The organism is Longispora albida DSM 44784 (assembly GCF_000379825.1).
Taxonomy (GTDB): Bacteria; Actinomycetota; Actinomycetes; order Mycobacteriales; family Micromonosporaceae; genus Longispora; species Longispora albida.
Genome location: NZ_KB903835.1, coordinates 271,625 through 291,759 on the forward strand (window position 1 = coordinate 271,625; position 20,135 = coordinate 291,759).

Genomic DNA, 20,135 nt, shown 5'->3' on the forward strand with positions numbered 1-20,135 from the left:
CTACTTCTCGTTGCTCTCCTTGAGCCGCTTCAGCGCTGACCTGGCCACGCCCGGGTCCGTCGTGTACCAGAACGGCGGCAGCGACTTCCGCAGGAACGGCCCGTACGACCGCTGCGTGTGCAGCCGCGAGTCGAGTACCGCGACCATGCCCTTGTCGCCGAGTGTCCGGATCAGCCGGCCGGCGCCCTGAGCGAGCCGGACGGCGGCGTGCGGGACGCTGACCGAGGCGAACCCCGACCCGCCTGCCGCGTCGACGGCCGCCGACCGGGCGGCGAGCAGCGGCTCGTCGGGGCGGGGGAAGGGCAGCCGGTCGATGACGACCAGCTGGCAGGCGTCACCGGGCACGTCGACGCCCTGCCAGAGGGACATCACGCCGAACAGGCAGGTGTCCGGCTCGGCCTTGAACCGCTTGACCAGCAGCGGCAGCGACTCCTCGCCCTGGAGCAGCACTGTGAGGTCGGTGCGTTCCCTGACCACCTCCGCTGCCCGTTCGGCGGCCTTGCGCGAGCTGAACAGCCCGAGGGACCGGCCGCCGAGCGCCTGCACCAGCTCGACCAGTTCCTCGGCCGCGGCGTCCGGCAGGCCGGACATCTGGGGCCGTGGCAGGTGGGAGGCGACGTAGAGGATGCCCTGTTTCGGGTAGTCGAAGGGCGAGCCGACGTCGAGGGACGTCCAGCGCAGCCCGGCTTCGGGCTTTTCGTCGAGCGGCAGGCCGAGCGAGCGCGCGACGGCCTTGAACTCCCCGCCGAGCGCGAGCGTCGCCGACGAGGCGATGACGACCCGCTCCGGGTACAGGGTCTCGGTGAGGGTGCCGGCCACCGACAGCGGGGCGACGAGGACGGCGCGCCGGTTGCCCCGGTCGTCCTTCTCGACCCAGGCGACGTCGTGGGCGGCCTCTTCGAGGAGCCGCTGGGCCGTCTCGGTGATCTGCGTCAGGTTGACCTTGGCCGGCTGCTTGTCGACGGCGGAGGGGTCGTCGTTCTTGATGTCCCCGATCGCCTCGATGGCGAACCGGCAGGCCGAGTCCACAATGGTCAGAGCCTCGCGGAGCTGCCCGTGCAGCTGCTCGATCCTGCCCGGCCTGGCGTCGCCGAGCGCGACGGCCAGCGAGTCGGAGGCCTCGACCAGCCGCTCGTACGCCCCGGCCTCGATGTGCTGACGGGCACGCCGGGCCGCGGTGTCCAGTGCGCTGGTGGTCAGCTCGGCCTGGGTGGCGCTGGTGACCCGCTCGGCCAGTTCGTGCGCCTCGTCGATGATCAGGACGTCGTGGTCGGGCAGGATGTGCCGCCCGGCCATCGAGTCGAAGGCCAGCAGGCTGTGGTTGGTGACGACGATGTCGGCGGCCCTGGCCCGCTCGCGGGACTGCTCGGCGAAGCACTCCGGCCCGAACTGGCACTTCTGCGCGCCGATGCACTCGCGGGCCGGCATGCTCACGGCCCGCCAGGCCGTGTCGTCGACACCCGGGTCCAGCTCGTCGCGGTCGCCCTCGGTGGTGGTCTGTGCCCAGTCGCGGATCCGCTGGACCTGCTGGCCGAGCTTCCCTGCCTGGCCGAGCCACTTCGGCCCGTCGTCGGCCCCGGCGGAGAACAGGTCCGGCTCGTCCACTGTGGAGGAGTCGAGCTTGGCGAGGCAGAGGTAGTGGTGGCGGCCCTTGACCAGCGCGTACACCGGCTTCTTGCCGAGGACGGGCTCGACGGCCGCTGCCAGCCTCGGCAGGTCGCCGTTCACGAGCTGGGCCTGGAGCGCGAGCGTGGCGGTGGACACCACGACGGGGGTGTCGGAGAGCAGGGCCGGGACGAGGTAGGCGAGCGACTTACCGGTACCGGTGCCGGCCTGCACGAGCAGGTGCTCGCCCGTCTTCATCGCGTCGGCGACCGCGAGGGCCATCTGCTTCTGGCCTGGCCGTTCGGCACCGCCCGGTACGGCTCCGACGGCGGCGGCCAGCAGCTTTTCCACGTCGCGAGTCACGGTTGACTACCGTACTCGCCACGTACGACAGGACTTCAGGCGGCGACAGGTTCCACGGCGGACGCGACGGCGCGGCGCTCGACGTAGAACGAGACGAACGGGACGGTGCCGCCGAGCATGTAGCCGATCGTCCGGCCGAGCGGCCAGCCGGAGCGGCGGCCCAGGTCGAAGGTGAGCACCACGTACACCATGTAGCAGAAGCCGTGGATCGGGCTGATGATCGCGGCGGGCTCGGGGATCTGCGCGAGGTACTTGAGCGGCATGGTCACGACGACCAGCGCGATCAGGAAACAGCCGACGACGTACGCGGCGATCCGGAACCGGGTGATGGCGGCGCTCATGACTTCTCCAGTTTCGGTGGTCCGGGGTAATCCGACGGCTGGCGGTGCGGGTTGGCGCTGAGCCAGGCCAGGTAGTGGTTGTACTCGGCGGTCTCCGGGTCAGCGGCGCGGGCGGCCTGCCTGGCCTGTGCGCGCTCGGCTGCCAGCCTGGCCACCGGGTTGTCCGGCTCCTCGGGTTCCGGCTCGGCCAGCAGGGGGTTGCGCTGCAGGTCCTGCCGGATCGCCTTGATCCAGAAGTAGATCGTGAACGCGGCGAAGACCGGCCACTCCAGCGAGTAGCCGATGCTGAGCGCGTTGCCGCCCTGGGCCCGGCCGATCTGCCACCAGGCGAGCCCGAGCATGACCGCGACAGCGGCGGCCACGAGCAGGTGCACCAGCAGCCACCGGGGGGACAGGAACCGGCGCATGCCCAGCAGGCTACCCGCGCCGCCATCGGCGCCAGCCGCTGCCCGCCACGAGGCTGACCCAGATCACGATGGCGGTGTGGGAGGGGGTGCGGCATGAGAGAGTAGTGGGCGTGACTGCCCTGTACCGCAAATACCGGCCGAGGACGTTTGACGAGGTCATCGGACAGGACCACGTCACAGTGCCGTTGATCCAGGCGCTGAGCAACGGCCGGATCAACCACGCCTACCTGTTCTCCGGCCCGCGCGGCTGCGGCAAGACGTCCAGCGCCCGCATCCTGGCCCGCTCGCTGAACTGCGAGAAGGGCCCGACCCCGCACCCGTGCGGCGAGTGCCGGTCCTGCCGCGACCTGGCGCCGGACGGCGCGGGCTCGATCGACGTGATCGAGATCGACGCCGCCTCGCACGGTGGGGTGGACGACGCCCGTGAGCTGCGGGAGAAGGCGTTCTTCGCGCCGGTCTCGTCCCGGTACAAGGTGTATGTGATCGACGAGGCGCACATGGTCTCGTCCGCCGGGTTCAACGCGCTGCTGAAGCTGGTCGAGGAGCCGCCGGACTACGTGCGGTTCGTCTTCGCCACCACCGAGCCGGAGAAGGTGCTCGGCACCATCCGCTCCCGGACCCACCACTACCCGTTCCGGCTGATCCCGCCGGGCATCCTGCGGCCCTACTGTGAGCAGCTCGCCGCCGCAGAGGGCGTGAAGGTCGAACCTGCGGTCTTCCCGCTGGTCGTCAAGGCCGGCACCGGCTCGGCCCGTGACACACTGTCGATCCTCGACCAGCTCATCGCCGGTGCCGGCGAGGAGGGCGTCACCTACCAGCGGGCCGTTGCCCTGCTCGGCGTGACCGACGCGGCCCTGATCGACGAGGCCTGTGACGCGCTGGCCGACGTCGACGGCGCGAAGCTGTTCGCCACGATCGACAAGGTGGCCGAGGCCGGGCACGAGCCCCGCCGCTTCGCCACCGACCTGCTCGAACGCCTCCGCGACCTCATCGTCCTGCACCAGGTCCCCGACGCGATCACCAAGGGCCTGCTCGACGTGCCGGCCGACGAGGTCGAGCGCATGACCCAGCAGGCGCTGCGCCTCGGCCCCGGCGAGCTGTCCCGCCTCGCCGACCTGGTCCACGACGGGCTGGCCACGATGCGCGGCGCGACGGCACCCCGGCTCACCCTGGAGCTGATCTGCGCCCGGATGCTGCTCCCGGCCGCCGACCAGTCGTCCGCGGCTCTCCTCCAGCGCGTCGAACGCCTCGAACGCGGGCAAACCAAGATCCAAACCTCTGATTTTGTACCTGCGACGCCGCCCCAGCCTCCCGTCGCACCGCCCCCGGCCGCCCCGGTGCAACCCGCCCCCACCCCGGCCACGCCACCCCCGGCCCAGACCCCGGCCCCCGTACAGCCGGCCCCCGCGCCGGCCCCGCCTGTCCAGGCCCCGGCTCCCGTGCAGCCCACACCGGCCCCGGTCCAGCAGCCCCCGGCTCCGGCGCCTGTCCAGGCCCCGGCTCCGGCCGCTCCCGCAGCCTCCGGTGCCCGGGACGTCTCCACGGTCCAGCACGCGTGGGACCAGGTGCTCACCCAGGTACGCAACCGCAGTCCCCGGGCCGCCGCGCTGGTCAGGGACGTGACGGTCCGCGCGCTCGACGGGGACACCCTCGACCTGCTGTGCCAGAACAAGTTCCACGCCGACGCGGTGACCAAGGCCGCCGAGATCGTGCAGGAGGCCGTCTACCAGGTACTCGGCTGGAAGCTCACCATCCGCTGCGACATCGGTGGCGCGGGTACCCGCCCGGCGGCCAGCGCGCCGGCGGCAGCTCCCAGGCCCCAGCCGGCCCCCGCCCGGCCCGCCCCGGCTCAGGCGCCCGCGCCACGGTCGGCACCGGTCGCGGCGGCTCCGCCGGTACACGATGACGAGCCCTGGCCGGACATGCCGCCGCCGGTGGACGAGGACGAGCCACCACCACCTGCCCCGATGCAGGCCCAGGCCCCGCAGCCACCCGCAGCCGAGGCACCGGCCGCGTCCACTGTGACCTACGAGGGCTTCGAGCCCGGCGACGAACCGGGCGACGAGATCGTCGACAACGCCGTGGCCCACCAGACCGTCGAGGAACAGGCCATGAAACTCCTCTCCGAGCACCTCGGCGCGGAGAAGCTCTCGTAACCCACTCTTGACGGTCGATGTGTCGCGGGCCACACTTCTGGTCTCATGGCGAAGAAGTCCCGTGGTCAGCGGGTTCCCGCGCACAAGCTGCCCAAGTACGCGAGCTGGGGCCGCAGGGCCGCCGGGTACGTGATCGACAGCCTGCCTCTCGGCCTGGTGATCGCGGCCCAGCTCTCCGGCAACCAGCCCGCCTATCTGAGCGCGCTGGCGGCCTGGGCCGCGTTCGTGGTGGTCAACCGCTGGGTCTTCGGCGGCCGGACCGGGCAGACCATCGGCCGCAGGGTACTGCGATCGCGGCTGGTCTCGGTGGATTCCGGTGAGCCGATCGGCGTCGGCCGGGCCTTCCTGCGCGACCTCGCCCACGTCTTCGACACGGTGCCGGTGCTGCTCGGCTGGTTCATGCCGATCTGGGACGCCCAGCGCCAGACCTTCGCCGACAAGGCCATGCGAACTCACGTGACCCGCCTGTAGGTACGCCACGCAAGCCCCCGGCGCGCACCCCGATACGCTGAGGGGCGACGTACCTACTCCAGGGGGATCCCGCCGTGGCGAACATGCAGAAGATCATGCAGCAGGCCGCCCAGATGCAGCAGCAGATGGCTGCCGCGCAGGCGCAGCTGGCCGAGGCGGAGGTGTCCGGCAGCGCTGGCGGTGGCCTGGTGACCGCGACCATGACCGGGGCCGGCGTGCTCACCGCGATCAAGATCGACCCGAAGGTCGTGGACGCCGACGACGTGGAGACCCTGGAGGACCTGGTCGTGGCTGCGGTGCACGCGGCTGGCGCCGAGGCGCAGAAGCTCACCGAGAAGACGATGGGCCCGATCGCCGGCGCGCTGGGCGGCCTCGGCCTGCCGGGGATGTAGGGGCACGTGTACGAGGGCGCCATCCAGGACCTGATCGACGAGCTGGGCCAGCTCCCGGGCATCGGCCCGAAGAGCGCGCAGCGGCTCGCGTTCCACATTCTCTCCGCCGACCCGGCCGACGTGCACCGGCTGGCCGGCGCGCTGAACCGGGTGAAGGAGCTCGTCCGGTTCTGCAACCTGTGTTTCAACGTCGCCGAGTCCGACACCTGCCGGATCTGCCGTGACCCGCGGCGCGGTACCGAGGTGATCTGCGTGGTCGAGGAGCCGAAGGACGTCGTCGCGATCGAGAAGACCGGCGAGTTCCGCGGCAGGTACCACGTGCTCGGCGGCGCGATCAACCCGCTGGAGGGCATAGGCCCCGACCAGCTCCGGGTGCGCGAGCTGCTGACCCGGCTGCGGGACGGCGAGGTCAAGGAGCTGATCCTGGCCACCGACCCGAACACCGAGGGCGAGGCGACCGCCACGTACCTGGCGCTGCTCATCAAGCCGATGGGCCTGTCGGTGACCCGGCTGGCCAGTGGCCTCCCGGTCGGCGGCGACCTGGAGTACGCCGACGAGATCACCCTCGGCCGGGCCTTCGAGGGCCGCCGGGCTCTCTAGAACCCGCGTCATCGTCCATCATGGATGCATGGTGGACCTGGCGCGCTGGATGGGCCGGCTGAGCATGCTCGGCATGGCTGCGTCCCTGGTGTTGTTCGCTCTGGCAACCGGGGACGAGCCAGCCGGCTCCTGGTACTGGCTGGTGCTGCTCTGCGCCGCACTGCTGGGCGGTACCGGCTTCTACATGCAGCTGAGCGTGCAGCCGGAAGGCCAGCGGATCCGGCCCTGGCAGCTCGGCTGGATGTCACGGACGGTCACGGCGGTCTCGGCCGTCCTGCCGTTCGCCGTCATCTTCCTGGAGTACAGCGACCTGCTGACCGGGCAGGGGCTCCTGGCCTGCCTCGCGGCGGCACTCTTCGGGATCGGCGTCGTCAGCACCGCCGCGTACGAGGAGTACCTGGAGTTCCCCGAGTCGTACACCTGACCGCGGATCCTTTGATCGGCCGCTGGCGATCCTCCACTATGAGCGGATGACGTCCTTCGCGCGCTGGGCCTACATGGCCGGCTGGTGTGGTGCCGCGTGTGCCGTGGCCCTTTACGGTCTGCTGCTGGCTGGTTCCGCGCCGTCGCGTCTCGAGATCATCCTGGCTTTCCTGGGGCTCGTGCTCGCGATGGCCACGGCTGCCTGCGTCCGCGTCTACGGCGGCGGGCTGCCGCAGATGTTCCCGCGGGTCGCCTGGCGGGTGAGCGTGCCGGCCCGGGCCGCGATGATCGCTGAGGCCGTGCTCCTCCCGGTGTCGCTGTACCTCTTCGTCACGGCCGATGTGGACGGCTGGCGGTTCCCGGTGTGCTGGGCGGCGCTGGCCGGCTTCACCGGCGTCCTGATGATCAGCGCCGCGTACCTCAGCGGAGTCTCCGGTCCAGTTCAGAGCGATGATCCACAGTGACCCGGGGCACAATTTGGTTCCGGCCGATCGCGAGGTGTTCCCACCCAGTGCGAGACCCATTAAGGTGCGGCTATCGAGTGACCCCAGTCACAAGGCCGAGGTGGGACAATGCAACGGAGCAGGTTGAGGACCGCGATCGCGCTCACAGCGATCGCCGCGCTGGCGGTTGGTGCCGCCGGTTGCGCGGAGAGCAAGCGCGAAGAGAGCAAGGGCGACAAGAGCAAGGACAAGACCCTCATCTTCGGTACCGCGGGTGAGCCGAAGGTGCTCGACCCGTCCCTGGCCACCGACGGCGAGACGTACCGGGTGCCGCGCCAGGTCCTGGAGACCCTGATCGGTAACGAGCTCGGCTCGGCGAAGCTGGTGCCACGGCTCGCGGAGAAGTGGAGCGTCAACGCCGAGGGTACGGTGTGGACGTTCAACCTGCGGGAGAAGGTCAAGTTCCACGACGACACGGACTTCAACGCCGAGGCCGTCTGCGCGAACTTCGACCGCTGGCACAACTACTCCGGCCTCTTCCAGAACGTCGCCGAGTACTGGCTGGACACGTTCGGTGGCTTCGCCAAGAACGAGAGCGCGACCGCCCCGGCCTCCAACTACAAGGGCTGCAAGGCGACCGACGCGAAGACCGCCGTCCTGACGCTGAACAAGTCGACGAGCCGCCTGCCCGGCGCGTTCACCCTGCCGGCGTTCTCCATCCAGAGCCCGAAGGCGATCGCCGCCTACGCGAGCGACAAGATGGAAGGCACCGCCGCCAACCTGACGTACCCGAAGTACGCGCTGGAGAAGATGGTCGGCACCGGCCCGTTCAAGCTGGACGGCTGGGACCGGGCGAACAAGCGGGTCACCATGAGCCGCTACGACGGCTACTGGGGCGACAAGGCCAAGATCGCCAAGCTGGTGTTCCGGGCCATCCCCGACGAGAACGCGCGCCGCCAGGCGCTGGAAGCCAACGAGATCCAGGGCTACGACCTGGTCGCGCCGGCCGACGTGCCGAAGCTGAAGGAAGCCAAGTTCAACGTCCCGGCCCGTGACCCGTTCAACGTGCTCTACCTGGGCATCGGCCAGGACAACCCGAAGCTGGCCGACGTGCGGGTCCGGCAGGCTATCGCCTACGCCGTCGACCGCGAGGCGCTGGTCAAGTCGAAGCTGCCGGCCGGCGCGAAGGTCGCCGACCAGTTCATGCCCGACTCGGTCGAGGGGTACTCGCCGGACGTCAAGAAGTACCCGCGTGACGTCAACAAGGCCAAGTCGCTGCTCGCCGAGGCCGGCGCCACGGGCCTCGAGGTGAAGTTCTACTACCCGACCGAGGTCACCCGCCCCTACATGCCGAGCCCGAAGGACATCTTCGAGATCGTCAAGGGCGGCCTGGAGGAGGCCGGCTTCAAGGTCACCCCGGTGCCGGAGAAGTGGTCGCCGACCTACCTGGACGACGTCCGGGCCGGCAAGCCCGACCTGTGGCTGCTCGGCTGGACCGGTGACTACAACGAGGGCTACAACTTCGCCGGTACCTTCTTCGGCCGCCCGAAGGCCGAGTGGGGCTTCAACAACGCCGAGATCTTCGGCGCGTTGGCGAAGGTCGACGCCGAGCCCGACCGCGACAAGCGGATCGCGCAGTACAAGGAGATCAACAAGCAGCTGATGGAGTTCCTCCCCGGCCTGCCGCTGTCCTCGTCTCCGCCGTCGCTGGCCTTCGCCAAGAACGTCACGGGTGTCAAGGCGAGCCCGCTGACCGACGAGAAGTTCTTCACGGCCGAGTTCACTTCCTAGTACGGCCTGCGCGCGGCGCCCCCGGGGTGGTCATCCCCGGGGGCGCTGTGGGCGAACCGAGAGGTGCCCATGCTTCGATTCATCGTCCGCAGGCTGCTCCAGCTGGTCCCGACCATGTTCGGCCTGTCGCTGCTGCTGTTCGTGTGGCTGCACCGGCTGCCGGGCGGCCCGGAGACCTCGATCCTCGGCGAGCGCGCCACAGAGGAGCGCCGCGCCCAGATCCGCGAGTCCCTCGGCCTGGACCAGCCGCTGTACGTGCAGTACGGCCGGTTCATGCGCAAGCTGATCCAGTTCGACTTCGGTGACTCCATCCAGACCGGACGGTCGGTGACCACGGAATTCCTCCAGCGCTTCCCGGCGACGGTCGAGCTGACCGTGGTCGGCCTGACCATCGCGATCGGGCTGGGCATTCCCCTCGGGTACCTGGCGGCCCGGCGGCGCGGAGGCTTCCTCGACAGCGCTGCGGTCGGCGGTTCCCTGATCGGCATCTGCATCCCGATCTTCTTCCTCGCGTACCTGCTGAAGCTGGTCTTCGCCGTGCAGCTGCACTGGTTCCCGTCCTCGGGGCGGCAGGACGAGCTGCTCGACGCGACCCGGGTCACCGGCTTCTTCGTCCTCGACGGCATCCTCACCCAGGAGTGGGACGCCTCGTGGGACGCGCTGATGCACCTGATCCTGCCGGGTATCGCGCTGGCCAGCGTGCCGTTGGCGATCATCGTGCGGATCACCAGGGCCAGCGTCCTGGAGGTACTCAGCGAGGACTACGTGCGCACGGCAGAGGCCAAGGGTCTCACCGAGCAGACGGTACGGAGCCGGCACGTTCTGCGTAACGCGCTGCTGCCGGTGGCGACGACGGTGGGCCTGGCGGTCGGCGGCCTGCTGTCCGGCGCTGTGCTCACCGAGACGGTGTTCGCGTTCGGCGGGATCGGCTCGTTCCTCAAGGACGCGATCGAGTTCCGGGACTATCCGGTCCTGATGGGCTTCATCATGATGATCGCTCTCGTGTACGTCCTGGTGAACCTGGCCGTCGACGTCTCGTACAGCCTGATCGATCCGCGGGTGAGGGTGCGATGAGCAAGAAGACCGACAAGATCGACGCTCTCGCGGCCCTGTCAGCGCAGCGTTCGGAGACCGGCGAGACCCTGTGGAAGGCTGCGTTCAAGCGGCTCCGGGGCAACCCGATGGCGATCACCGGCGCGATCATCATCGCGATCTTCCTGGTGGTGGCGGTGATCGGGCCGTTCCTGGTCCCGTACAGCCCGACGGCGACGACGTGGCTGGGTGAGGTCAGCGAGTCGCAGGCCCTCTTCCCCGGTCCCAGGGCCGAGAACTGGCTCGGCATCGACCACCAGGGCCGCGACGAGTTCAGCCGCATGATCGTCGGCGCGCAGCAGTCGCTGCTGGTCGGCGTCGTGGCCACACTGTTCGGCCTGGTGTTCGGTGCGCTGCTCGGCGGGATCGCCGGTGCCTCCGCTGGCCTCGGCGGCCGGATCGGCGTCTGGATCGACTCGATCATCATGCGCCTGATGGACATGATGCTGTCGATCCCCGGCCTGCTGCTCGCGATCAGCATCGCGGCCATGATCGGCCAGAGCGTCGCCACCGTCATGATCGCCGTGGGCACGGTGCAGATCCCGATCTTCGCCCGGCTGCTGCGTGGCTCGATGATCGCCCAGGCGCAGGCCGACTACGTGCTGGCCTCGACCTCGCTCGGCATCCGCAAGCCACGGATCGTGCTGTCCCACATCGTGCCCAACTCGCTGGCCCCGGTGATCGTGCAGGTCACGCTGCTGCTCGGCATCGCGATCATCGAGGCGGCCGGCCTGTCGTACCTGGGGCTGGGCAACGCGGACACCACGTTCCCCGAGTGGGGCGTGATGCTCACGGACGCCCAGCGGTACCTGTCGTCCGCGCCCCGGTTCGCCGTCTTCCCTGCGGTGGCGATCATCATCACCGCGCTCGGCTTCACCCTGCTGGGCGAGGCGTTGCGCGAGGCCCTCGACCCGAAGCTGCGGCGGTAGACCATGACTCTGCTTGATGTGCAGGACCTGTCGGTGGCGTTCGTCCGCCGGGGCGAGGCCGCCGTGCGCGCGGTCGACGGGGTCAGTTTCACCGTCGACGCCGGCCAGGTCGTCGGCCTGGTCGGCGAGTCGGGCTGCGGCAAGAGCGTGACCTCGCTGGCGATCATGGGGCTGCTGCCCCGGCGCGGCGTGGAACTCGGCGGCAAGGCGGTGTTCGACGGCACGGACCTGTTCGGCCTCGCGCCACGCGACATGCGCGACGTCCGGGGCAAGGACGTCGCCATGATCTTCCAGGACCCGCTGTCCTCGCTGAACCCGGTGATCCCGATCGGCCTCCAGGTCACGGAGGTGCTCAAACGGCACCGGGGCATGAAGGGCGACGCCGCCGGACGGGAGGCCGCCGACCTGCTCGACCGGGTCGGGATCCCCGATCCCAAGCGCAGGCTCAAGGAGTACCCGCACCAGCTCTCCGGCGGCATGCGGCAGCGGGCACTGATCGCGATGGCCGTGGCGTGCCGGCCACGCCTCCTGATCGCCGACGAGCCGACGACCGCGCTCGACGTGACGATCCAGGCCCAGATCCTCGAACTGCTCAAGGACCTGGTGCACGAGTTCGGCACCGCCCTGATCATGATCACGCACGACCTGGGCGTCGTTGCCGGGATGTGCGACACGGTCAACGTGCTCTACTCGGGACGGATCATCGAGACAGCCGCCCGGCGGCCGTTGTTCGCGGCTCCGCTGCACCCGTACACGCACGGGCTGCTCGGGTCGATTCCGCGGCTCGACGCGCTGGAGTCCGAGCCGCTGACCCCGATCCGCGGCTCGGTACGTGACGCGCTGCCCTGGGCGTCCGGCTGCGCCTTCCAGCCGAGGTGCGACCGGCCGGTGGAGGCGTGCGTCGGAGCCCCGCCCGAGCTGGACGCCACGTTCACCGGGCACGAGTACCGCTGCGTGAATCCGGTGAGGCACAGCAATGACTGACGTACAGGAGAACGGGATGCCGGAGACGCTGCTGTCCGTGCGCGGCCTCAAGGTGCACTTCCCGATCCGCCGTGGCGTGATCTTCGACCGGACGGTCGGGCACGTGTACGCGGTGGACGGCGTGGACCTCGACGTGCCACGCGGCGGCACGTACGGCCTGGTCGGCGAGTCCGGCTGCGGCAAGTCGACGCTGGGCCGGGCGCTGCTCCGGCTGAATCCGGTGACCGACGGGCAGGTCGTCTTCGACGGTGTCGACGTGGCAGCCCTGAAGGGCGAGACGCTGCGCAAGGCCCGCCGCCGGATGCAGATGATCTTCCAGGACCCGATGTCCAGCCTGGACCCCCGGCAGAACGTCGAGTCGATCCTCACCGAGGGCCTGGTCGCGCACGGGATCGGCGACTCGGCCGCCGAGCGCCGCAACCGGGTGGTGGAGACGCTCGACGCTGTCGGCCTGCCCCGCTGGGCGATGAGCCGCTACCCGCACGAGTTCTCCGGCGGGCAGCGCCAGCGGATCGGCATCGCCAGGGCCCTGGTGCTCGGGCCGGACCTGATCGTGGCCGACGAGCCGGTCTCGGCGCTGGACGTGTCGATCCAGGCCCAGGTGATCAACCTGCTGGCCGACCTCCAGCGCGAGCTCGGCCTGACCTACCTGGTCATCGCCCACGACCTGGCCGTCGTCCGGCACATCTCCGACACCGTCGGCGTGATGTACCTGGGCGGCCTGGTCGAGGAGGCCTCCTCCCGGGCCCTGTACGCCGAGCCGCTGCACCCCTACACCCGGGCGCTGATGTCCGCCGTCCCGGTACCGGACCCGGAGGTGGAGGACCGCAGGGAGCGCATCCTGCTCCGTGGCGACCTGCCGTCCCCGGCGAACCCGCCGACCGGCTGCCGCTTCCGGACCCGCTGCCCGTGGGTGCAGGCGACCCGGTGCGACACCGAGCGCCCCGCGCTGACGGAGATCAAGCCGGGGCACAAGGTGGCCTGCCACTGGACCAAGGAGATCGCCTCCGGGGAGATCACGGTCAACCGCTAACCAGCAGGGCGGTCCAGCAGCGCGACGGCCGCGGCGTGCACAGCCGCGGCTGGGTCGGCGAGTGGTACCCGGCACGCCGTGTACCACTCGTCTGCGTCCTTGTACTGCACCTTCACGGTCGCCTTGCCGTCCTCGGCGACCGTCCACAGTGTCAGCTCCCCGGTGACCACGCCGACCTCTTCGGTCATCACGCCACCCGGCCCGGCCACGATGTCAGTCTTCATGGCCTCAGCTTGGCACGAAAGTTCCGGCTACGAGGCCAGCCCGTCCAGCAGGTTCAGCTCTGTCTCGCTGAGCTGGATCGCGCCGGCCGCGACGTTGGCGAGCAGGTTCGACGGCTTGCTCGTACCGGGGATCGCCAGCACGTGCGAGCCCTGGTGCAGCGTCCACGCGAGCCGGATCTGGTGTGCCGTCACGCCGTGCCCGCGCGCGATGTCCTCGACCACGCTGGACTGCTTCTGCGCGGCACCCGATTCCTTCCCGGCCCCCGCGATCGCGAAGAACGGCACGAACGCGATGCCCTGCTCGCCGCACGAGCGCGCGAAGGCGTCGTTGCGGTCCCGCCGGAAGTCCACGCCGTACGGGTTCTGCACGCAGACGACCGGCGCGATGGCCTGGGCGGCGGCCAGCTGCTCGGCGTTCACGGCCGACACGCCGAGGTGGCGGATCAGGCCGGCTTCGCGCAGTTCCGCCAGTACAGCGAATCGGTCTTCGATCGGGACCGGGAAGCCCATCCGGAGATTGACCACGTCGAGGTGGTCGCGGCCCAGCTCACGGAGGTTGACCTCGACCTGGTGGCGGAGCTGGTCCGGCTCGGCGAAGTAGAACGAGCCGTCGGCGGCGAAGCCCGGCCCGACCTTCGTCGTGACGACCACGTCCTCGTCCCCGGCGAAGGCCTCCCGGATCAGTTCGTTGGCCGACAGGCGCGGCCCGTTGCCGATCTCCAGGACGCCGCCGGGGGAGAAGTAGAAGGAGGCGGTGTCGAAGTGGTTGACGCCCAGTTCACGGGCCTGCCGGAGCAATGAGACCGCCTCCGCCCGGTCCATTGCGCTGCCGTCGCTCCGCGTGGTGATCCGCATGGCGCCGAAGCCCATCCGGTTGACGGTGAGGTCGCCGAGTTTCCAGGTCCCTGCGGCACTTGCTGAGATGTCATGAGGCACGAGCAGACCGTAGCCAGGGCGCGGGTGACCCGCAGCCGGCTCGTCGCCCGATACCGTCCGTAGGGGATCTCTGTTAACTTTTACGTACAAGCCGAGAGCATGTCCTTGAGCGCGTCTCGCTCAGCGCTCGTCACCGACAGCGCCCAGTGCTTCTTCACCGCGATCCAGTTCACCGCGTACTCGCACCAGTAGGACCGGTTCGGCGGCTTCCACTGTGACGGGTCCTGGTCGCCTTTCGCCCTGTTCACGCTGTTGGTCACGGCGAACAGCTGCGGCCGGTCGAGGTCGTTGGCGAACTCGCCGCGCCGGTCGTTGTCCCACTCGTTCGCGCCGGACCGCCAGGCGTTCGCCAGCGGCACCATGTGGTCGATGTCCAGGTCGGACGCTGCGGTGTGCTGCTTGTCGTCGTACGGCGAGCGCCACCGGCCAGCCGTGACCTTGCAGTTCTTGTCGGTCTTGATCCCGGTGCCCTCGCGCTTCAGGACGAATTCCCTGGTGTCGCAGCCATTGGCCACAGCCGACCAGTGCGGGAACTTCTCCCTGCTGTACCCGGCCATCCCGCCGGCAGGCCGGACGGTGAGCTGCGAGAGCTGGTTCGTGGCCGCCTCGGCCCGCGAGGGCGAACCGGTGGCCGGCGGGGTGCTGCATCCCCCGAGCAGCACGAGCGTGACACCCGCGACGAGCGGGAGAATTCGGGGAGACACGCCCCAGAATGCCTTGCCGGTCGCAGACAGCGCAACCGTGCCACAATTTCCTGACGCACCCCGCTCGCTCGCCTGAGGACGGTTTTGTGCGCATCAAGGAAGCAGCCGGCCGGGGCACGCTGACCGCCACGGTCCTGGCCTCCGGTATGGCCCTGCTCGACTCCACTGTCGTCAACGTCGCCCTGCCGCACCTCGGCCGAGATCTCGGCGCCGGGCTCGACGGGCTCCAGTGGACGGTCAACGGCTACACGCTCACCCTGGCGGCGTTCGTGCTGCTCGGCGGGGCGCTGGGCGACCGGTACGGCCGTCGTCTGATCTTTCTCGTCGGCGTCGTGTGGTTCACGGTCGCCTCGGTGATGTGCGGGTTCGCCGGTTCGGTTGGCCTGCTGGTCGCTGCCCGCATCCTCCAGGGGATTGGCGCGGCGCTGCTCACTCCCGGTTCCCTGGCCCTGATCCAGTCGTCGTTCGCGCCGGAGGACCGTGGCCGCGCGATCGGCCTGTGGGCGGGGCTGGGCGGCGTGGCCGCGGCTGTCGGGCCGTTCGTCGGCGGCTGGCTGGTCGACGCGCTCAGCTGGCGCTGGGTGTTCTTCCTGAACATCCCGCTGGCCGTCGTGGTCCTGGTCTGCATCTTCCTGTACGTCCCGGAGAGCCGCACCCCCGGCAAGGCCGCCAGGTTCGACGTGCCCGGTGCCGCGATCGGTGCGATCTCACTGGGTGCGATCACCTACGCGCTGATCGACGGAAGCTGGCTGGCCGGGTTGGCCGGCGTGCTGGCCGGGATCGGCTTCGTGCTGATCGAGCGCCGCTCCACGGCACCGATGCTGCCACCGGGCCTGTTCGCGTGCCGCGACTTCGCGGTGATCAACGTGGTCACGTTCTTCGTGTACGCCGCGCTCTCCGGTGCCCTCTTCTTCCTCATCCTCTACCTGCAGATCTCGGCCGGCTATTCGGCCATCGGCGCCGGCCTCACCCTGCTGCCGTTCACGCTGATCCTGCTGGTGTTCTCGCCCCGGGCCGGGGTGCTCGGCCAGAAGATCGGTGCGCGGCTGCCCCTGATCCTCGGCCCGCTGCTCAGCGCCCTCGGCCTGCTCATGCTCCTCGGCGCCGGCCCGTCATACGTGCTGGAGGTCCTGCCAGGTGTCCTCGTCCTCGGGGCAGGCATGACCCTGCTCGTCGTGCCGTTGACGTCCTCGGTGCTCGCGGCGGCCCCGCAGGAGTTCATCGGCGTCGCGAGCGGGGTGAACAATGCCGTGGCCCGGGCGGCCGGTCTGATCGCGGTGGCCGCCCTGCCGCTGCTCGCCGGCCTCGGTAAGGACTCCTACACCGACGCGGCGGCTTTCGCCGACGGCTACCGCTCCGCGATCTGGTACTGCGTCGCGCTCATGGTGCTCGGCGCGGCGGTGACGGCCGGACTCCTGCCCGCCCGCCCCGCCGCGACCTCCCCAGATCAAACCCCAAACCCATGATGGGTTACCTGCTGCGCACAGCACCCCAGGCCGCCGGGTAAGCCCACCCAGCCCGCACAGCTGGCCCGGCCCCGGGCGACCCCGGCCCGACCCTTACCCCGCCCGGTTCACCGCGCTCGCGACAGCGCGGAGCGAAGCCGTGACGATGTTGCTGGACAGGCCCACGCCCCAGTACGTCTGGCCGTTCACCGCGCACTCCACATAGGCGGCGGCCTTCGCGTCGGCGCTGGCCGTCAGGGCGTGCTCGGCGTAGTCCAGCACGGTCACCGAGATGTCCACATCGGACAGCGCGGCGACGAGCGCGGCGATCGGGCCGTTGCCGACGCCCGAGATGGTGCCGAGGGTCGTCGACGCGGTGACCTCGACCTTGCCGTCGAGCGTCTGCGTGCCGTAGGAGTCGATCCGCAGCCTGCCCGGCGTCAGGTACTCGGCCTGGAAGATGTCCCACATCTGGCCCGGGGTGACCTCGCCGCCCTCACCGTCGGTGTGGCGCTGGACGACCCCGGAGAACTCGATCTGCAGCCTGCGCGGGAGGACGAGATGATGCTCGCTCTCCATGACGTACGCGACGCCGCCCTTGCCGGACTGCGAGTTGACCCGGATGACGGCCTCGTAGGACCTGCCGACGTCCTGCGGGTCGATCGGCAGGTACGGCACCTCCCACAGCCGGGGGTCGACAGCGGTCAGCCCCTTCTTGATCGCGTCCTGGTGCGAGCCGGAGAAGGCGGTGTAGACCAGGTCGCCGGCGTAGGGGTGCCGCTCGTGCACCGGCAGCTGGTTGCAGTACTCGACGGTCCGCTTCACCTCGTCGATCCCGGTGAAGTCGATGCACGGGTCGATGCCCTGCGAGAACATGTTCAGGCCCAGGGTCACCAGGTCCACGTTGCCGGTACGTTCGCCGTTGCCGAACAGGCAGCCCTCGACCCGGTCCGCGCCGGCCTGCAGGCCCAGCTCGGCTGCCGCCACCCCGGTACCCCGGTCGTTGTGCGGGTGCAGGCTCAGGATCAGCGACTCACGCCTCGGCAGGCGGCGGTGCATCCACTCGATCGAGTCGGCGTACACGTTCGGGGTGGCCATCTCCACCGTGGCCGGCAGGTTGATGATCATCGGACGGTCTGGCGTGGGCTGGATGACGTCGATGACGGCCGAGCAGACCTCCAGCGCGTACTCCAGCTCGGTGCCCGTGTAGGACTCCGGCGAGTACTCGTAGTAGATCTCGGTGTCCGGGGTCAGCATCTCGGCGTACTTCTGGCACAGCCGCGCGCCCGTCGTCGCGATGTCGGTGATCCCGTCCTTCTCCAGCCCGAACACGACCCGCCGCTGGAGCACGGACGTGGAGTTGTAGAAGTGGACGATGGCCTGCTTCGCCCCGCGCAGCGCCTCGAACGTCCGCTCGATCAGCGGCTCCCGGCACTGCACCAGCACCTGGATGATCACGTCGTCCGGGATCAGCCCGTCCTCGATCAGCATCCGCAGGAAGTCGAAGTCCGTCTGGCTGGCCGAGGGGAAACCGACCTCGATCTGCTTGTACCCCATCGCCACCAGCAGCTGGAACATCCGCCGCTTGCGCTCCGGCGACATCGGGTCGATCAGTGCCTGGTTACCGTCACGCAGGTCTACGGCGCACCACTGCGGCGCCTGTTCGATCCTGCGCCCGGGCCATTGCCGGTCCGGCAGCTCCACGGCGAACGGGTACGGCTGGTAGCGGCCGTAGGGCATCTGGCTGGGCTGCTGCGTGGCGAACGGGGACCGCGCGGGAAAAGGGGACATCGTGCACCTTCCGGAAGTCTGCTGGTGAGAAGAACGACCGGGCGGGCGGACCCTTGACGCAGGGACGCGCTAACTCCGCGACGGGGTGCCGGTCTGACGGGCCCTGCCGCGGCAGCTAAGAAGATGCGCGTGCCACATGACAGGCTCACCGTACGTGACGGTGACCGGCCACGACAATTCGTCTCATCGGCTGAGACATGAATAACTGTTTCCCCAGCTCAACAGCCTGAACGACCCCTCAGGCGCCGCCTAGTCGGTGATCTTCGGATGGCCGGTTCCGGCGAAGGTTAGCCAGACGGTGAGACTCTCCTCGTCAACGAGGTACCAGATCCGGCCGGCGCTGGTCACCTCGTACTGCCATTGCTCGAGTGCCCGCCCGCCGTGGTTTCCCCACTTCAGCGAACCCTTGAGGCGATGATGCCGGTCCGTAGGTGGCGTGGGCCTGGGGTTGGCGGATATCGCGTCGTAGGCCGCACGTGTGTTCTCCGGGACCTGACTACGCAGGTCCTCCCAGCCCTTGGCTGCCGCGTTGTTCGCGAATCTCGGCTCGTACTCGCCCGGGCGTGGCGGTGGCGCTGCCCGGTCACCCCGCTTCGGGCTCACTCGCCGTCACCTGGCCGCGGCACGGGGCCGAAGTCTCCGTCGAGCGGCCGGGTGAGGATCGCGAGGAGTTCAGGATCCGCGTACACCTCTGCCGTGTGCCGCCACTGGGTGAGCAGGACAGAAATGGGAGCGACGTTGTTGATCGACGCGGCGGCCTCCGCAGTGTCGACGAACTCGGCCGCGAACTCCGACTTGTCGTCGTCAGGCAGGAACCGTACCCAGTGCAGGACATCGGGCAGCACCCGAGCCACCACTTCGGCTCCCCCTTTTTCCCTGATCACGGCCGCGAGCAGACGGGCAGTCAGATCGACGACCTCGCCCTCCTGGTCAGCGCGCTCTGCCGACATCAGCACCAGGTCGAAGGCGTCGCGGCGGCGGAGCTTGAGGGCGCGCCGCCCGGCCAGCCGCCCGGTTGTCCGGACTGGCTGCTGGATGAGTTCAGTGAACGGGACTTCTTCCAGCGGGCTGCTCATGACCTCAAAGGTACCTCAAAGGTCTTCTTGATCGGTACGCCTAAGGCTTCTTCGTCGGGGTGGCTGAGGCGCCCACGGCGGCGAGTTGCATCGGGTTCGTGCCGGTCAGCGGGCCCGGGGCCGGGACGCTGGCCGGGGGTGGGGCCGGGGTGCCAGCGAGGACCAGGGTGCCGGTGCCGATCCGGGCGCCGGTCAGGGTTCCGGAGTCGGAGTAGCAGTAGACGCCCGGGTCGACGGGCGCGCCGACCGAGGCTGAGGTCGACTCGACGGAGAAACACGCGCCGGTGCTGCCAGCGAGCTGCTGCGTCGCGGAGACGGACAGCGCGGACGTCGGCTTGGTGAGCGGGGGCAGCCAGTCGGTGAAGAGGTGCTGGATGCGCGGGTCGTACTTGGCCGGCAGCGGCGACGGCAGCTTCGCGCACGTGACGGGCAGCGTGGACGGCGCGGCTGTCGCGCCCGGCGTCGCGGAACCAGTCGGCGCCGGTGCCGGGGCTGCCCCGCACTGGTACACGCCGTCCTTCAGCCCGAGCATCGAGATGTTCGCGGCTCCGCCCAGCGCTCCGCCGGGGATGTCGACGCGCCACGTGCCGTCGGCGCCGAGGCTCACCGACACCGTCCGGGCGGTCCCGCTTCTCGGCGTGTACGTGTAGTTCGCCGTGTACTTCGCGTCGAGCGCGGCGGCGGCCAGCCCGCCCAGCCGGGCCCGTGGCTCCTGCGACGGCGCGGGCTTGGTACCGGTGGCCGTCGGTTTGGCCTGCGGTGGTGTCCCCGAGCACGCCGCGAGCAGTGCGGCGGCGGTACCGAGCAGGACAAGGGTGCTGGCAGCGCGCATCCGATGATTGTGCCCGATTCCACAGCCACACTCTGGGACGCGTTCTCTGGCCACATCGCGCTCACCGGTACGCTGCTGGTCAGGATCTTCGGTTAGG

21 protein-coding genes and 1 pseudogene are annotated in these 20,135 nt (G+C 69.8%); 12 read left to right on the forward strand and 10 right to left on the reverse strand.

Translation table 11 applies throughout. The annotated features are described in order from the left end of the window. The 3 genes from A3G1_RS36695 to A3G1_RS0124585 form a co-directional block, all read right to left on the reverse strand. Positions 1-1,887 (reverse strand): ATP-dependent DNA helicase, encoded by a 1,887-nt coding sequence (locus tag A3G1_RS36695; protein ID WP_083937104.1) that lies wholly within the window; start codon positions 1,885-1,887, stop codon positions 1-3. Positions 1,888-2,003: 116 nt separating this feature from the next. Beyond that, positions 2,004-2,309: a DUF3817 domain-containing protein gene (locus A3G1_RS0124580; RefSeq protein WP_018352156.1), complete on the reverse strand. Its 306-nt coding sequence runs from the start codon at positions 2,307-2,309 to the stop codon at positions 2,004-2,006. Next, positions 2,306-2,716 (reverse strand): hypothetical protein, encoded by a 411-nt coding sequence (locus tag A3G1_RS0124585; RefSeq protein WP_018352157.1) that lies wholly within the window; start codon positions 2,714-2,716, stop codon positions 2,306-2,308. The genes A3G1_RS0124580 and A3G1_RS0124585 overlap by 4 nt, the downstream gene beginning before the upstream one ends. A gap of 68 nt (positions 2,717-2,784) precedes the next feature. Here A3G1_RS0124585 and A3G1_RS0124590 point away from each other — a divergent pair, with 68 nt between their 5' ends. The 11 genes from A3G1_RS0124590 (at position 2,785) to A3G1_RS36705 (ending at position 13,030) form a co-directional block, all read left to right on the forward strand. Beyond that, a complete protein-coding gene (locus tag A3G1_RS0124590) occupies positions 2,785-4,872 on the forward strand; it encodes a DNA polymerase III subunit gamma and tau (RefSeq protein WP_051110647.1) in 2,088 nt (695 codons plus the stop codon). A 45-nt stretch (positions 4,873-4,917) separates the two neighbouring features. Further along, positions 4,918-5,343, forward strand: a complete 426-nt coding sequence (locus tag A3G1_RS0124595) for an RDD family protein (protein ID WP_018352159.1) — start codon at positions 4,918-4,920, stop codon at positions 5,341-5,343. An 83-nt stretch (positions 5,344-5,426) separates the two neighbouring features. Further along, entirely contained in the window at positions 5,427-5,735 is a 309-nt protein-coding gene (locus tag A3G1_RS0124600) for a YbaB/EbfC family nucleoid-associated protein (RefSeq protein ID WP_026212476.1), read from the forward strand. Between the two features lie 6 nt (positions 5,736-5,741). Then, on the forward strand, positions 5,742-6,335 hold the full coding sequence (recR, locus tag A3G1_RS0124605) for a recombination mediator RecR (protein ID WP_018352161.1): 594 nt from the start codon (positions 5,742-5,744) through the stop codon (positions 6,333-6,335). Between the two features lie 28 nt (positions 6,336-6,363). Beyond that, positions 6,364-6,759, forward strand: coding sequence for a hypothetical protein (locus tag A3G1_RS0124610; RefSeq protein WP_018352162.1), 396 nt, complete (start codon positions 6,364-6,366; stop codon positions 6,757-6,759). 46 nt (positions 6,760-6,805) lie between these two features. After that, on the forward strand, positions 6,806-7,222 hold the full coding sequence (locus A3G1_RS0124615) for a hypothetical protein (protein ID WP_018352163.1): 417 nt from the start codon (positions 6,806-6,808) through the stop codon (positions 7,220-7,222). 108 nt (positions 7,223-7,330) lie between these two features. Further along, positions 7,331-8,992, forward strand: a complete 1,662-nt coding sequence (locus A3G1_RS0124620) for an ABC transporter substrate-binding protein (RefSeq protein ID WP_026212477.1) — start codon at positions 7,331-7,333, stop codon at positions 8,990-8,992. Between the two features lie 69 nt (positions 8,993-9,061). Further along, complete coding sequence (locus tag A3G1_RS0124625) at positions 9,062-10,066, forward strand: ABC transporter permease (RefSeq protein ID WP_018352165.1); 1,005 nt, start codon at positions 9,062-9,064, stop codon at positions 10,064-10,066. Then, on the forward strand, positions 10,063-11,013 hold the full coding sequence (locus tag A3G1_RS0124630; protein ID WP_018352166.1) for an ABC transporter permease: 951 nt from the start codon (positions 10,063-10,065) through the stop codon (positions 11,011-11,013). Before A3G1_RS0124625 ends, A3G1_RS0124630 begins: the two co-directional genes overlap by 4 nt. 3 nt (positions 11,014-11,016) lie before the next feature. Next, positions 11,017-11,997, forward strand: a complete 981-nt coding sequence (locus A3G1_RS36700) for an oligopeptide/dipeptide ABC transporter ATP-binding protein (RefSeq protein ID WP_040479501.1) — start codon at positions 11,017-11,019, stop codon at positions 11,995-11,997. A 16-nt stretch (positions 11,998-12,013) separates the two neighbouring features. Further along, entirely contained in the window at positions 12,014-13,030 is a 1,017-nt protein-coding gene (locus A3G1_RS36705) for an ABC transporter ATP-binding protein (RefSeq protein WP_018352168.1), read from the forward strand. On the opposite strand, the pseudogene A3G1_RS0124645 reads toward A3G1_RS36705, so the two are convergent. From A3G1_RS0124645 to A3G1_RS0124655, 3 genes and pseudogenes are all read right to left on the reverse strand, one after another. Then, positions 13,027-13,248, reverse strand: a pseudogene (locus A3G1_RS0124645) (hypothetical protein); the annotation flags it as partial. The gene A3G1_RS36705 and the pseudogene A3G1_RS0124645 overlap by 4 nt on opposite strands. A gap of 33 nt (positions 13,249-13,281) precedes the next feature. Next, positions 13,282-14,124: an aldo/keto reductase gene (locus A3G1_RS0124650; protein WP_018352170.1), complete on the reverse strand. Its 843-nt coding sequence runs from the start codon at positions 14,122-14,124 to the stop codon at positions 13,282-13,284. Positions 14,125-14,270: 146 nt separating this feature from the next. Then, the gene (locus A3G1_RS0124655) at positions 14,271-14,894 is read right to left on the reverse strand and encodes an HNH endonuclease family protein (RefSeq protein WP_040479504.1); all 624 of its coding nucleotides are present in this window, start codon (positions 14,892-14,894) and stop codon (positions 14,271-14,273) included. An 86-nt stretch (positions 14,895-14,980) separates the two neighbouring features. On the opposite strand from A3G1_RS0124655, the gene A3G1_RS36710 reads away from it, so the two are divergent. Further along, positions 14,981-16,360 (forward strand): MFS transporter, encoded by a 1,380-nt coding sequence (locus tag A3G1_RS36710; protein ID WP_018352172.1) that lies wholly within the window; start codon positions 14,981-14,983, stop codon positions 16,358-16,360. Positions 16,361-16,453: 93 nt separating this feature from the next. On the opposite strand, the gene leuA is transcribed toward A3G1_RS36710, so the two are convergent. The 4 genes from leuA to A3G1_RS36715 form a co-directional block, all read right to left on the reverse strand. Further along, on the reverse strand, positions 16,454-18,130 hold the full coding sequence (gene leuA, locus A3G1_RS0124665) for a 2-isopropylmalate synthase (protein ID WP_018352173.1): 1,677 nt from the start codon (positions 18,128-18,130) through the stop codon (positions 16,454-16,456). A 249-nt stretch (positions 18,131-18,379) separates the two neighbouring features. Beyond that, entirely contained in the window at positions 18,380-18,733 is a 354-nt protein-coding gene (locus A3G1_RS0124670) for a hypothetical protein (protein ID WP_018352174.1), read from the reverse strand. Then, positions 18,730-19,206, reverse strand: a complete 477-nt coding sequence (locus A3G1_RS0124675; RefSeq protein WP_018352175.1) for a hypothetical protein — start codon at positions 19,204-19,206, stop codon at positions 18,730-18,732. The genes A3G1_RS0124670 and A3G1_RS0124675 overlap by 4 nt, the downstream gene beginning before the upstream one ends. A 40-nt stretch (positions 19,207-19,246) precedes the next feature. After that, the gene (locus A3G1_RS36715) at positions 19,247-20,038 is read right to left on the reverse strand and encodes a hypothetical protein (protein ID WP_018352176.1); all 792 of its coding nucleotides are present in this window, start codon (positions 20,036-20,038) and stop codon (positions 19,247-19,249) included. Positions 20,039-20,135: the final 97 nt, after the last annotated feature.

Bases quoted from the DNA above. Each gene is read 5' to 3' on its own strand.
- A3G1_RS36705 (WP_018352168.1), top strand. From the start codon at position 12,014: ATGCCGGAGACGCTGCTGTCCGTGCGCGGCCTCAAGGTGCACTTCCCG.
- A3G1_RS36700 (WP_040479501.1), top strand. From the start codon at position 11,017: ATGACTCTGCTTGATGTGCAGGACCTGTCGGTGGCGTTCGTCCGCCGG.
- A3G1_RS0124625 (WP_018352165.1), top strand. From the start codon at position 9,062: ATGCTTCGATTCATCGTCCGCAGGCTGCTCCAGCTGGTCCCGACCATG.
- A3G1_RS0124595 (WP_018352159.1), top strand. From the start codon at position 4,918: ATGGCGAAGAAGTCCCGTGGTCAGCGGGTTCCCGCGCACAAGCTGCCC.
- A3G1_RS36695 (WP_083937104.1), bottom strand. From the start codon at position 1,887: ATGGCCCTCGCGGTCGCCGACGCGATGAAGACGGGCGAGCACCTGCTC.
- A3G1_RS0124610 (WP_018352162.1), top strand. From the start codon at position 6,364: ATGGTGGACCTGGCGCGCTGGATGGGCCGGCTGAGCATGCTCGGCATG.
- A3G1_RS0124650 (WP_018352170.1), bottom strand. From the start codon at position 14,124: ATGGGCTTCGGCGCCATGCGGATCACCACGCGGAGCGACGGCAGCGCA.
- A3G1_RS0124585 (WP_018352157.1), bottom strand. From the start codon at position 2,716: ATGCGCCGGTTCCTGTCCCCCCGGTGGCTGCTGGTGCACCTGCTCGTG.
- A3G1_RS0124630 (WP_018352166.1), top strand. From the start codon at position 10,063: ATGAGCAAGAAGACCGACAAGATCGACGCTCTCGCGGCCCTGTCAGCG.
- A3G1_RS0124600 (WP_026212476.1), top strand. From the start codon at position 5,427: ATGCAGAAGATCATGCAGCAGGCCGCCCAGATGCAGCAGCAGATGGCT.
- leuA (WP_018352173.1), bottom strand. From the start codon at position 18,130: ATGTCCCCTTTTCCCGCGCGGTCCCCGTTCGCCACGCAGCAGCCCAGC.
- A3G1_RS0124675 (WP_018352175.1), bottom strand. From the start codon at position 19,206: ATGAGCAGCCCGCTGGAAGAAGTCCCGTTCACTGAACTCATCCAGCAG.
- A3G1_RS36715 (WP_018352176.1), bottom strand. From the start codon at position 20,038: ATGCGCGCTGCCAGCACCCTTGTCCTGCTCGGTACCGCCGCCGCACTG.
- A3G1_RS0124620 (WP_026212477.1), top strand. From the start codon at position 7,331: ATGCAACGGAGCAGGTTGAGGACCGCGATCGCGCTCACAGCGATCGCC.
- A3G1_RS0124590 (WP_051110647.1), top strand. From the start codon at position 2,785: ATGGCGGTGTGGGAGGGGGTGCGGCATGAGAGAGTAGTGGGCGTGACT.
- A3G1_RS0124580 (WP_018352156.1), bottom strand. From the start codon at position 2,309: ATGAGCGCCGCCATCACCCGGTTCCGGATCGCCGCGTACGTCGTCGGC.
- A3G1_RS0124615 (WP_018352163.1), top strand. From the start codon at position 6,806: ATGACGTCCTTCGCGCGCTGGGCCTACATGGCCGGCTGGTGTGGTGCC.